Raw genomic sequence first — 11,295 nt, forward strand, 5'->3', positions numbered from 1 at the left:
AACCCGGCAGCAGGTATTGGCTGTAAGTTCCGTTGTTCCTTACTATCTGCTGTATATGGCCGTTGGCAATGTGCACGGTGGCGGGGTATATTTCCTGGTTAAGAATATCTACCAGGTTACCGGAAAGCTGGAAAGAGTTCATACAATAAAGATATTTATGAACGGGTGTGCCGCCAAATAATTGGCGCGGGGAATTGGTATAATTCCTGTATTTTGGGCATTAAATTTATCTGTATGAAAGCAAATAAAATGTTAACCCTTATGTTCCTGGCGGCTATGGCTGTATGCAGCGCACAGGCACAAACGGTGGACGAAATAGTAAACAAACACATTGAAGCAATGGGCGGGCAGGATAAGCTGAAAGGCCTGCAAACCATGTATACCGAAGGCATTATGGAAGTGCACGGCATAGAAATTCCCCTGAAACTGTGGCTGGTAAATGATAAGGCGATGCGCATGGAGTTTGAGGTAATGGGCTCCAACAATATACAGGTGGTAACCCGTACCGGCGGCTGGATGCTGATGCCTATGCAGGGACAGGAGCTTAAAACGCTCGACTCCAGTATGGTGCGTGCCATGCAGCCCCGCCTTGACCTGGCCGGCGAGCTGTATAACTACAAGGCCAGGGGCCGCAAAATAACGCTGGAAGGCAAAGAAACCAAAGACGGTATGGAAACCTACAAGCTGAAAGTAGAGAACCCGGACGGGAATGTGATAACCCTGTTTGTAGACGCCAACACTTATTACATTGACCAGATACAGAGCCATGTGGTAGCACAGGGCCAGGAAATGGATATTACTACAGTGCTTAGCGACTACAAGAAAACAGATAACGGTTATGTATACCCGGCTTTCACTACCCAGGAGCCTATCGGCACCAGGATCAGTGTTAGCAAGATTGAGGTGAACAAACCGGTAGAGGACAGCCTGTTTGCGATGCCCAAAAAATAACAAACCACTTATTCATAAAGCTTTTGCATGGCGGCTGTTTCGGCCGCCATTTTTTGTACCAGCGCGGCAGGCGCCAGCACTTTTACATTGGCGCCGTAGCCCAGCAGCAGCATATGCAGCTCAGGATTGATAACAACGTTCAGGGATATACGGCATTCCTTTTCATTATCCGCCAGTACCTGCTGGGAGGCATGCAGGGGCTGTGATTTAATGTACTTGCCCTGGTGCGGCGTAAAAGATAATATTACTTCCTGCGGTTCCCCTTCCAGCACTGTAATGCCAATGGCATGGCGGTAGTAGCTGGCATCATCAAAATTCTTCTCATCAAAATGTTTATTGGTAGGCCACAGGTTTACAATACGGTCCAGCGCGAATGTGAGCAGGGTACCGCCTTTGGCTTTCTGGCTTTTGCCTATAAGGTAAAAGCGGTGCTGGTATTCCCTTAAATGGTAAGGCTCTACCCAATGCTCTTTAGGCTCGTTACGGTCAAAGCTCTGGTAGGCAATGCGTATAACTTCAAGGTTCTTAATAGCGTCTACAATGTCCGGTATATGCTCTGCGCCCTTGTACTGCGTGGCGCGCGCAAATTTTATAAGTCCTTTATGCTCCAGCGCCTCCCGGTTCATTTTAAGGCTGGCGGCAATTTTCAGGATAGCATCTTCAAACTGCTGCACTACGGGCAGGCTGCGGAACTGTTCCAGTATGCCAATGGCTATTTCAAGGCCTTGCAGGTCGGCCTCCTCAATGGGTATGTTGCTGATGGAGTAAGATTCATCCTCATACCGGTAAGTACCGGTGCTGCGCTCATATACAATAGGGGCCAGGTAGTTCAGCTCAGGGTCCTGGCGCATGTCCTGTATATCTTTCTGTATGGTACGGGTAGAGATAGATGCATCCATTTTTTCAGACACATAGGCAATCAGCGCTTCCAGGGTAGGTTTGGGCAGGCGCTTGTTGCGCAGGCGTTCGTCTATCCAGCGGTAACGGGAAAGGGCATCTTTATTCTTTGGCATGAGCAGGGTTTTGTGCGCAAAATAGGCAATAAATATAATGTGCAGATGTGCAGGTATGCAAATGTCAGATGAAATGCCGCATACCGGTGTACGTTTATCAGCACATTTCCGCTCAATAGCACATCTGCATATTTTATCTGTCTTTTTTTTACTACGCAAATTCCCTGCGTTTTGCGCAGATAGCTTTGTATTGTCAATTAAACATCAGGGTTATGAACAAAGTAAAAAATACAAGCACCGCTACCAAATGCCAGGCTATCTCCATAAGCCAGATCATACTGGACGATTCTAATTTTTTAACCTTCTGGGGTTATATTAAAAAGAACGGCCAGTGGCATCGCTGCGATTTTGTAACTAATTACGATGTGCTGAACGACCTGCTGCGCTTTTCCGGTCACCGCAACGATACCATTCAGATGAGCGTTGTACAGCACCTGGAAGACATGCGCCGCATACCGGAAATCATTGACCTGGAGGCTACCTGCGGTGAAGCAGTGGTGTTTGAGCACATGAGCTTTCAGCTTACCCGTCCCCGGCTGCAGCAGCGCGGTAACTGGGTTGAATATACAGACGGCGAATGTTACTATATTAGTAAGGTAAGCCCCAAACCCGCTCCGGTAAAGGAAAAGAGAGCAAAAGGAAAAGAGGTGGTGCGTACCGGGCAGCAAATAGACCAGTGCATGCTGATGCTGGGCAAAAGCTATGAGCTGTACCTGGGCTACCTGGAGCTGGATTTTGATGAAGCCGCTGCCCGTGAGGAAGCCAATCTGCAGGACGACCTCAAATACACCATGGCCTATTGCGCCTGGAAACAACAAGGCAATTGAACACTACATATTCATCCCTGTTAACCCTATACCATTGGACTTTGTTAACCCCTAATGCCCTGATCCTTAGTTGTTTGTTAACACCTTTCCCTACCTGGCAACGGGTAGGGAAAAATTTTTTTCAAAATCAACTGTAAAGTCTATAAAATTTGTAGGAAATTATTACATTTGGAGCTATAAAATGAGATGATATGAGTTTAAGACTAGGAGATATAGCGCCTAATTTTCAGGCAAAGACCACACAAGGCAACATTGATTTTTATGAATACCTGGGCAACAGCTGGGGCGTATTATTTTCCCACCCCGCAGATTATACGCCGGTATGTACTACAGAATTGGGTAAAACCGCCCTGCTGAAGGACGAATTTGCGAAGCGGAATGTGAAAGTGCTGGCGTTGAGCGTAGACCCGCTGGACAAGCACCTGGGCTGGGTAAATGACATTAATGAAACGCAGAATTGCGAAGTAACTTTCCCGATTATTGCAGATGAGGACAAAAAGGTGGCTAACCTGTACGGGATGATACACCCGAACGCTTCTGAAACCTTTACCGTACGTTCCCTGTTTGTAATAGGCCCGGACAAGAAGATAAAGCTCACTATTACGTACCCGGCTTCTACCGGCAGAAACTTTTATGAAGTGCTGCGGGTAATAGACTCCCTGCAGTTAACGGCTCAATACAGCGTATCTACCCCCGCCGACTGGCAGGATGGAGAAGATGTAATTGTGGCCGGCACCATTGCTACAGAAGATATACCCAATCGCTTCCCGAAAGGGCATAAAGTGATTAAACCTTACCTGAGAACTACACCGCAGCCGAACAAATAAGTGCGGTTGTGTGTTAGTAAGGTAAAATGCCGGCAACGGCTTACTAAATGTAACTGATAAAGCCTGAAAAAGGCTGCAATCGATAAGAATTTTTAATGGTTGGTTTTTGATTTTTACGAAACGGGGATTTTTCCCCGTTTTTTCATTTTATCCGGGGAAAGCCTAAGCAGCAATTTTAAGCAGGCAATTATCAGGATCGGCTTCGCCGAAGTGTAATAGTTCGGCGGTATAGGAAAGGAGAAGGTGAATGCTTAATACATTGCTAACATGCGTGGTTCCAGGAAAATTTGTTTGAAGGGGCTGAACAAGCTTGAAAGACAGGTTATTATCGATCAAAAATTTCATGCAGATTGCAATAAACGGGTATGTTTGTCTGAGTCAGCGGCATAGCTAAGGCAGGCATTTATATCGTCCTTTGTCAGCTCCGGAAAATCCTCAACAATCTGTTCTGTTGTCATGCCTGCCGCCAGGTAGCCTAGCACATCATATACGGTGATGCGCGTACCCCGTATGCAAGGCTTGCCGCTACGCTTGCTGCTTCTTATGCTTCCGCAGCTGGCTTAGCACCGCCTGCATATCCTTGGGCAGCGGGGCTTCCAGCTGGTGGCTAACGCCCTGCTGGTCTGTAAAGTGCAGCTGCCAGGCATGCAGCGCCAGGCGGCTCATAAGCGGGCGTTCCTCTTCCGTAAACTTGCCCAGGCGGTATTTTTTCTTGATAGCAGACAATAAGACAGGGGTAGCATCCCCATACAGCTCATCTACGGCTATAGGGTGGCCCAGTGACTTCATGTGCACACGTATCTGGTGGGTACGGCCGGTATGGATTTCCAGCTTTACCAGGCTGTAAAGGCCAAAGGCTTCCTGCATTTCGTAATCGGTGAGGGCAGCTTTTCCCTTACGGTTAGTCACCATTTTACCTTTTTGCACGGGATGCTCCATAATAGGCTCGTCTACACTGCCGGCTGGCGGCTCCAGCTGGCCGGCTACCAATCCCAGGTAAAATTTGCGCACCGCACGCGATTCAAACAGCTGGGAGTAGTACCGGTGCGCAGCTTCGTTGCGGGCAAACAGGATCAGGCCACTGGTGTCCCGGTCCAGCCGGTGCACGGTGAAGATGCTGCCGTACGCCTTTTTCAGCTGGGTTTGCAGGGAGGGCAGCTGCTGGTCGTGCCGGTCGGGGATAGTAAGCAGTCCTGCCGGTTTGTTCAGCACTATAAAATCGTCGGTTATATGTACAATGTGCTCGTTAATGCGCATAATTTGTAAACGGTTCGCTATTGGCGGTTAGCCGGATAAATTTACTGCTATGGATTAAACCGGTTATTTAAGCTGGTAGCCACCGGCGGGTAAACATGGGCTTGCAGCCATTACCAACAGCCATTATTTAAAATGTTTCAGCAGTATTATTTCTTTTTCTGACAGGAAGCGCCATTTACCGCGGTTTACATTCTTTTTGGTAAGGCCGGCATACATGACGCGGTCCAGCTTTTCCACTTTGTATTCCAGATGCTCAAAAATGCGGCGTACAATGCGGTTTTTGCCGCTGTGTATCTCAATGCCTACCTGGGATTTATCCTTACTGTCCACATACCCCAGCGCATCTACCAGGGCTACGCCATCTTCCAGCGTAACGCCGGCCAGTATCTGCTCAAAGTGGGCCTTGGTAAGTGGTTTATCCAGTCCTACCTGGTATATTTTTTTAATGTTATAGCTGGGGTGCGCCAGCTTCTGTGCCAGCTCTCCGTCGTTGGTGAGCAGCAGCAGGCCGGAGGTGTTGCGGTCCAGGCGCCCTACGGGGAACACCCTTTCTGCTGTGGCGTTTTGTATAAGCTCCATTACGGTTTGGCGGCCTTCCGGATCATCGGTGGTGGTAATATACCCTTTTGGCTTGTTGAGCAGTATGTACACCAGGTTCTTTTGGGGGGTAATGCGTTTGTTAGCCACCTTTACATTGTCTTTGGCCGTTACCTTAAATGCCGGCTCCAGCACCTGCTGATCGTTCACGGTTACTTTGCCAGCCTTGATAATGTCCACGGCTTTGCGGCGGGAGCACAGGCCGGCATGGGCAATGTATTTGTTCAGCGGCATGCCTTCGCCGCCGGGTGTTTCCACGGTGCGGCGACCTTTGCTGTCATTGCTGTCGTTATCGCGTTTGAATTTTTTAGCGGCTGTTTTGCGGGCCTGCTTGTCGGCAAAGCGCTCGTTGGCGCGGTCAAAGAATTTTTGCCGGTTAAAGCCGCTGGGCGTTTCACGGCCGGCGTGTTTGGCTTTACGGTCGTTAGGTTGAAAATCGCCGTGAAAGCTGCTGTCATCATCCTTTTTAGGAAAGCGCACTTTTACGGCCGGGCGCCCGGGTTTGCGCGCATCGCCGGACTGGGGGCGGGGGCGGAAGCTGTTTTCATCCCCCTCCTTTTTAAAGGAAGGCCGTGCAGGCTGTTCGCCGGTATGCTTAAAATCTTTACCGGCGGGCTTTTCCCGGTTGCCGGTGGTGGTGCGGCGTTTATCGCCGGTACGGTGCGTGCTTTTGTTTTCCTTAAAGGGAGAGAAACCTTTTGTTACAGCAGGTTTGTTCTTTTTCATACTATATATTGGCGGAAGCTCATGATTGCCACGATCCTCCTGTTGTTAAACCTATTTTATTAATGCTTATCCTTTATTGGCCAGCTGCCCGCAGGCAGCGTCAATATCCTTACCCCGGCTGCGGCGCAGGCGGGCATTTACACGGTGTTTGGCCAGGTATTGCATGAATTGCTCCACGGCATCCTCATCCGGTTTCTGGAACCGGGCATTATCAATAGGGTTGTATTCAATTATATTGATCAGGTCTGCCGGTACCTGCCGGTAAATGCGGATCAGCTCATCGGCATCTTTCAGGGAGTCGTTAAAATGCTGGAAAAGGATGTATTCAAAAGTGATCTGGTTTTGCGTGGCTTTATAAAAATAGTTAAGCGCGGCTACCAGCACCTGCAGGTTGTTGGTTTCGTTAATGGGCATGATCTCGCTGCGCTTTTTATCATTGGCGGCGTGCAGGGAAAGGGCCAGGTTAAACCGCACCTGGTCATCGCCCAGCTGTTGGATCATTTTTGCCACACCTGCCGTAGATACGGTAATGCGCCGGGGCGACATGGCCAGGCCATCGGCGGCGGTAATACGATCTATTGACTGCAGCACATTTTTATAGTTGAGCAGGGGCTCGCCCATGCCCATGTACACGATGTTCGTAAGCTTTTTGCCGGACGCCTCCAGCGATTGCTGGTTCAGGAGGGCCACCTCATCATAGATCTCGTCAAAATCCAGGTTGCGTTTGCGGTCCATATAGCCGGTTGCGCAGAACTTGCAGCTGAGGCTGCAGCCTACCTGCGACGAAACACAGGCGGTTTGCCGGTTTTCTGTGGGTATCAGCACGCCCTCTACCAGGTGGCCATCGTGCAGGCGAAAGCGGCTTTTAATGGTGCCGTCTTCGCTATGCTGGGTTGCATCCACCTTTATCGCGGGTAGGGAGAAGTGCGCTTCCAATGCGCTACGCAGGGGTTTGGAGAGGTTGGTCATAGCATCAAAGCTGCCGGCGTGTTTCAGCCACAGCCATTCATACACCTGTTTGGCGCGGAAGGGCTTTTCTCCAATAGTGCTAAAGTATTCCTGTAAGGCCGGTAAAGTAAGGTGCCGGATATTTTTTTTGTCAGATTTCATTTTGTTCAAGTTAAGCGTCTGCCTTACGGCAGTCGGAAAGCAACTGCAAAGGTAGGGAAAATAATTTCCCCTACATTTACACCTCAATTTTTAACAAGTATGCAAGCTGCTTATATAGTTGACGCGGTACGCACGCCCATTGGCCGCTATGGCGGGGCGCTGAAAACCGTACGGCCGGATGATATGCTGGCGCTGATGATCCGTTCCCTGCTGCAACGCAACCCCGGGGTAGACCCGGCTGCTATTGAAGACGTGATTGCCGGCGGCGCCAACCAGGCGGGAGAAGATAACCGGAACGTGGCCCGTATGGCGGCCTTACTGGCCGGGCTGCCGGTAACAGTAGCCGGCAATACCGTGAACCGCCTTTGCGCCAGCGGCCTGCAGGCGATTATGGATGCGGCCCGCGCGGTAATGTGCGGGGAGGGAGATGTATACCTGGCCGGCGGCGTGGAAAGCATGACCCGCGCCCCTTTTGTAATGGCCAAGGCCGACAGCCCCTTTGGCCGCAAAGCCGAAGTGCATGACAGCACCATTGGCTGGCGCTTTACCAATAAAAAGCTGGCAGACCTGTACTATCCCTACTCTATGGGCGAAACCGCGGAGAACGTAGCCCGGCAGTGGAACATCAGCCGGGAGCAGCAGGACCTGTTTGCTTTTCAGAGCCAGCAGAAATACCGGGAGGCGCTGGCTGCCGGCCGGTGGGAGGCTGAGATCATTCCCGTAGAAATTACGCCCAATAAGGAAGAAAAGGTGCTGTTCGCCAAAGATGAGCCGCCCCGGGAAACCTTCCTGGAAAAGCTGGCCGCCCTGAAACCGGCCTTTGCAAAAGACGGCACTGTAACCGCCGGCAACTCGTCCGGCATTAACGACGGTGCCGCTATGGTGATGATTGTATCGGAAAGCGCGCTAAAACGTTTTGGGTTAACCCCCATAGCGCAGGTAAAAGCGATGGCTATTGCCGGTGTAGACCCTTCCATCATGGGCATAGGCCCGGTACCCGCTACTACCAAAGCCCTGCAGCGGGCCGGTTTAAGCGTAGCGCAGCTAGGCCTTATTGAGCTGAACGAAGCATTTGCCTCCCAGTCCCTGGCCTGTATGCGCGACCTGGGCCTGGACCCCTCCATAGTGAATGTGAACGGCGGCTCCATTGCCATCGGGCACCCGCTGGGCTGCAGCGGCGCACGTATTACCACCACGCTGCTGCATGAGCTGAAACGCCGGCCGGCGGCCCGTTATGGCCTGGCTACCATGTGCGTGGGCGTAGGGCAGGGCGCTGCGGTGGTTTATGAGAAATGCGGGTAGATGTGCAGATGTGCAAATATGCAGATGGAGTGGATGAGTGTTTTGAATGGATAAGAGATGTGTGAATAGGAAAGCGGCCACTGGCAGCTGCGGAAAATGGAAACAGGAACAGCTACCTTATAAAAATGAACGAGCGGTCGGACATTTAGCCGGCCGCCCGTTGATGGCAAGCAAAAAAGGGATCACAAACAAATCTGCTTCTCCGTCATCATCTTCCGGAGATTGATCAGGCCATAACGCATACGGCCTAATGCGGTATTGATGCTCACTTGCGTGAGGTCTGCAATTTCTTTAAAACTCAGCTCTGCGTAATGCCGCAGGATAATTACCTCCCGCTGCTCTTCGGGCAGCATGTCCAGCATTTTACGCACCCGGTCATGGCTCTGGCGCATGATCATCCTGTCTTCTGCACAGCTGTCGCTGAAGCCCAGCACATTAAAAATGTCTTTGTCGTCGCCGGTTTTAATAACAGGCGTACGTTTTATTTTCCGGAAGTGGTCCACACACAGGTTATGCGCTATGCGCATGGCCCAGGGCAGGAACTTACCTTTCTCCGTATAACGTTCTGCACGAATGGTGTCAATGATCTTAATAAAGGTATCCTGGAAAATATCTTCAGCTAGGAAGGGATCTTTAACGAGTAAAACAATTGAAGTAAACAGCTTATCTTTATGCCGTTGCACTAATTCCTCCAATGCCGAAGGGTGCCCCTTCTTGAACAAGGTAATTAATTGCTCATCGTTTAATTTATACATTACTTGCATAAACTTTCTACTAATAGACGGGTGAGTAAATAAATACGGACTTAACAGTCTGTAGGTGTTTGTTTACGTAGAGTTTATGCTATAATCAGGAAGTTTTTTTGGTTAAAATATACTTATCTGTTCTAAAGGGTATAGGCTTCGTCTAATGCAAATATAGTTGAATAGTTTATAAAAACAACTGCCGGAAAATAAATTTCACCGGGAATTCATCGACACATTTAACCCGCTGTATTTGCCTGCCAGCGCCGGTTAGCTCCGGCGCGGCTGCGCGAAAACGCGTAACTTCAACATTATCAGCTTCATTTATACCTGTAAGTTAGCCGCCCACGCCTGTTTGCTGCTATTGGGGTAATTTATAATATGGGGACTTTAGGGGCAACGCTCCATTGGCAGCTGCTCCTGGTTTTTTTAAGCGGCCGCCCGTTATTTTTGCACCGGTATGGAAAGGGGCGTACTGTTTACTTTCATCAGAATGCCGTACTTTCGGAGGCACATTTGTGGTTCACTGACCATGCACCACTGGCAGCCGTTGTTACTGCAGCAAGGTGCAGGCGGCGCAGGCAACAGGCTTTGGCCCGGTTGCTGAAGGACTTCTTCAGATTGTCAACTTTTTCGTGGAAATTTGCCCAATTAATCATGGCTACAAAAGTAAAGAAGCAGGAAGCAGTAATTGATGACCAATCAGTTAGCACACAGGATCATATTTTTATAAAAGGCGCCCGGGTACATAACCTCAAGAATGTAAGCGTATCTATTCCCCGCAGCAAGCTGGTAGTGGTAACCGGGGTATCTGGTTCGGGTAAGTCGTCCTTAACCATGGACACGCTGTATGCCGAAGGGCAGCGCCGGTATGCGGAAAGCCTGAGCGCCTACGCCCGCCAGTTCCTGATGCGCATGAACAAGCCGGATGTGGACTATATTAAAGGTATTTGTCCGGCTATTGCTATTGAGCAAAAAGTGATCACCCGCACGCCCCGCAGTACCGTAGGCTCTATGACGGAGATCTATGACTACCTGCGGTTGCTGTTTGCGCGCATCGGCAAAACCTACTCCCCGGTATCGGGCCAGCTGGTGAAGAAGCATGAGGTGAGCGACGTGGTGGACTTTATTGCCAAACTGCCCGCCGGCACCAAAGTGCAGATACTGGTGCCTTTCCGCCGCCATGCCAAAAGGGACGTGAAGGAGGAGCTGAACATCCTGATGCAGAAAGGTTTTTCCCGTTTATACATCAGCGGAAAGGAAGGCGGACAGGTGCTGCGTATAGAAGAGCTGCTGGAGGAAAAAAAGCCGGCGGTAAATGAAAGCACCTTTGTGCTGATAGACCGTGTGGTAGCAAAAGATTTTGATGAAGACGACAAGCACCGTATTGCCGATAGTGTGCAAACCGCCTTTTATGAAAGCGAAGGCGACTGCATGCTGGAGCTGGACGGCAGCCGGCAGCAGCACTTCTCCAACCGTTTTGAGCTGGATGGGATCCAGTTTGAGGAGCCGGTGCCCAACCTGTTCTCGTTCAACAACCCCTATGGCGCCGGCCCCGTATGCGAAGGGTTTGGGCAGGTGCTGGGCATAGACCCCGACCTGGTAATACCGGATAAACGGCTAAGCGTATATGAAGGCGCTATTGCACCCTGGCGCGGTGAAAAAATGGGCGAGTATAAAGAAACGCTGATAAAAGCCTCCCGCAAATTCAACTTTCCCATACATAAACCCATCACAGAGCTTTCCGACGAGCAGCTAAAGCTGCTGTGGACGGGCAACGAGCATTTTTACGGCATTAACGAGTTCTTTAAAATGGTAGAGCAAAACCTGTACAAGGTGCAATACCGTGTGCTGCAGGCGCGCTACCGGGGCCGTACCATTTGCCATGAATGCGGCGGCGGCCGCCTGCGTAAAGAAGCGCTGTATGTAAAAATAGGCGGCA

Annotated in this window: 10 protein-coding genes and 1 pseudogene; 5 read left to right on the forward strand and 6 right to left on the reverse strand. The window is 50.3% G+C overall.

Annotated features, from left to right (window positions below):
• Positions 1 to 234: 234 nt before the first annotated feature.
• The gene (locus VFS25_RS14125; RefSeq protein ID WP_326462804.1) at positions 235 to 951 is read left to right on the forward strand and encodes a hypothetical protein; all 717 of its coding nucleotides are present in this window, start codon (positions 235 to 237) and stop codon (positions 949 to 951) included.
• Positions 952 to 959: 8 nt separating this feature from the next.
• Here VFS25_RS14125 and VFS25_RS14130 read toward each other — a convergent pair whose 3' ends face one another.
• Complete coding sequence (locus tag VFS25_RS14130; RefSeq protein ID WP_326462805.1) at positions 960 to 1,964, reverse strand: WYL domain-containing protein; 1,005 nt, start codon at positions 1,962 to 1,964, stop codon at positions 960 to 962.
• Between the two features lie 212 nt (positions 1,965 to 2,176).
• Here VFS25_RS14130 and VFS25_RS14135 point away from each other — a divergent pair, with 212 nt between their 5' ends.
• Together VFS25_RS14135 and VFS25_RS14140 are read left to right on the forward strand one after the other, a co-directional pair.
• Positions 2,177 to 2,791, forward strand: a complete 615-nt coding sequence (locus tag VFS25_RS14135; protein ID WP_326462806.1) for a hypothetical protein — start codon at positions 2,177 to 2,179, stop codon at positions 2,789 to 2,791.
• Between the two features lie 191 nt (positions 2,792 to 2,982).
• Positions 2,983 to 3,618 (forward strand): peroxiredoxin, encoded by a 636-nt coding sequence (locus VFS25_RS14140; protein WP_326462807.1) that lies wholly within the window; start codon positions 2,983 to 2,985, stop codon positions 3,616 to 3,618.
• A gap of 341 nt (positions 3,619 to 3,959) precedes the next feature.
• Here the strand turns inward: VFS25_RS14140 and VFS25_RS25300 are convergent, their stop codons facing one another.
• The 4 genes from VFS25_RS25300 to rlmN form a co-directional block, all read right to left on the reverse strand.
• On the reverse strand, positions 3,960 to 4,100 hold the full coding sequence (locus VFS25_RS25300; protein ID WP_349256392.1) for a DUF433 domain-containing protein: 141 nt from the start codon (positions 4,098 to 4,100) through the stop codon (positions 3,960 to 3,962).
• Between the two features lie 43 nt (positions 4,101 to 4,143).
• A complete protein-coding gene (locus VFS25_RS14145; RefSeq protein ID WP_326462808.1) occupies positions 4,144 to 4,875 on the reverse strand; it encodes an RluA family pseudouridine synthase in 732 nt (243 codons plus the stop codon).
• 123 nt (positions 4,876 to 4,998) lie between these two features.
• The gene (locus tag VFS25_RS14150; RefSeq protein ID WP_326462809.1) at positions 4,999 to 6,198 is read right to left on the reverse strand and encodes a pseudouridine synthase; all 1,200 of its coding nucleotides are present in this window, start codon (positions 6,196 to 6,198) and stop codon (positions 4,999 to 5,001) included.
• Between the two features lie 66 nt (positions 6,199 to 6,264).
• Positions 6,265 to 7,308, reverse strand: coding sequence for a 23S rRNA (adenine(2503)-C(2))-methyltransferase RlmN (rlmN, locus tag VFS25_RS14155; RefSeq protein WP_326462810.1), 1,044 nt, complete (start codon positions 7,306 to 7,308; stop codon positions 6,265 to 6,267).
• Positions 7,309 to 7,407: 99 nt separating this feature from the next.
• On the opposite strand from rlmN, the gene VFS25_RS14160 reads away from it, so the two are divergent.
• A complete protein-coding gene (locus VFS25_RS14160) occupies positions 7,408 to 8,610 on the forward strand; it encodes an acetyl-CoA C-acyltransferase (RefSeq protein ID WP_326462811.1) in 1,203 nt (400 codons plus the stop codon).
• A gap of 182 nt (positions 8,611 to 8,792) precedes the next feature.
• On the opposite strand, the gene VFS25_RS14165 is transcribed toward VFS25_RS14160, so the two are convergent.
• Entirely contained in the window at positions 8,793 to 9,365 is a 573-nt protein-coding gene (locus tag VFS25_RS14165; RefSeq protein ID WP_326462812.1) for an RNA polymerase sigma factor, read from the reverse strand.
• 645 nt (positions 9,366 to 10,010) lie between these two features.
• Here VFS25_RS14165 and VFS25_RS14170 point away from each other — a divergent pair.
• Positions 10,011 to 11,295, forward strand: a pseudogene (locus tag VFS25_RS14170) (excinuclease ABC subunit A); the annotation flags it as partial.

It is taken from the genome of Chitinophaga sp. (assembly GCF_035761305.1).
Taxonomy (GTDB): domain Bacteria; phylum Bacteroidota; class Bacteroidia; order Chitinophagales; family Chitinophagaceae; genus Chitinophaga.

What these genes read in the sequence shown, in the direction of transcription:
- VFS25_RS14125 (WP_326462804.1), top strand. Translation starts at nt 235, where the DNA reads ATGAAAGCAAATAAAATGTTAACCCTTATGTTCCTGGCGGCTATGGCT.
- VFS25_RS14130 (WP_326462805.1), bottom strand. Translation starts at nt 1,964, where the DNA reads ATGCCAAAGAATAAAGATGCCCTTTCCCGTTACCGCTGGATAGACGAA.
- VFS25_RS14135 (WP_326462806.1), top strand. Translation starts at nt 2,177, where the DNA reads ATGAACAAAGTAAAAAATACAAGCACCGCTACCAAATGCCAGGCTATC.
- VFS25_RS14140 (WP_326462807.1), top strand. Translation starts at nt 2,983, where the DNA reads ATGAGTTTAAGACTAGGAGATATAGCGCCTAATTTTCAGGCAAAGACC.
- VFS25_RS14145 (WP_326462808.1), bottom strand. Translation starts at nt 4,875, where the DNA reads ATGCGCATTAACGAGCACATTGTACATATAACCGACGATTTTATAGTG.
- VFS25_RS14150 (WP_326462809.1), bottom strand. Translation starts at nt 6,198, where the DNA reads ATGAAAAAGAACAAACCTGCTGTAACAAAAGGTTTCTCTCCCTTTAAG.
- rlmN (WP_326462810.1), bottom strand. Translation starts at nt 7,308, where the DNA reads ATGAAATCTGACAAAAAAAATATCCGGCACCTTACTTTACCGGCCTTA.
- VFS25_RS14160 (WP_326462811.1), top strand. Translation starts at nt 7,408, where the DNA reads ATGCAAGCTGCTTATATAGTTGACGCGGTACGCACGCCCATTGGCCGC.
- VFS25_RS14165 (WP_326462812.1), bottom strand. Translation starts at nt 9,365, where the DNA reads ATGTATAAATTAAACGATGAGCAATTAATTACCTTGTTCAAGAAGGGG.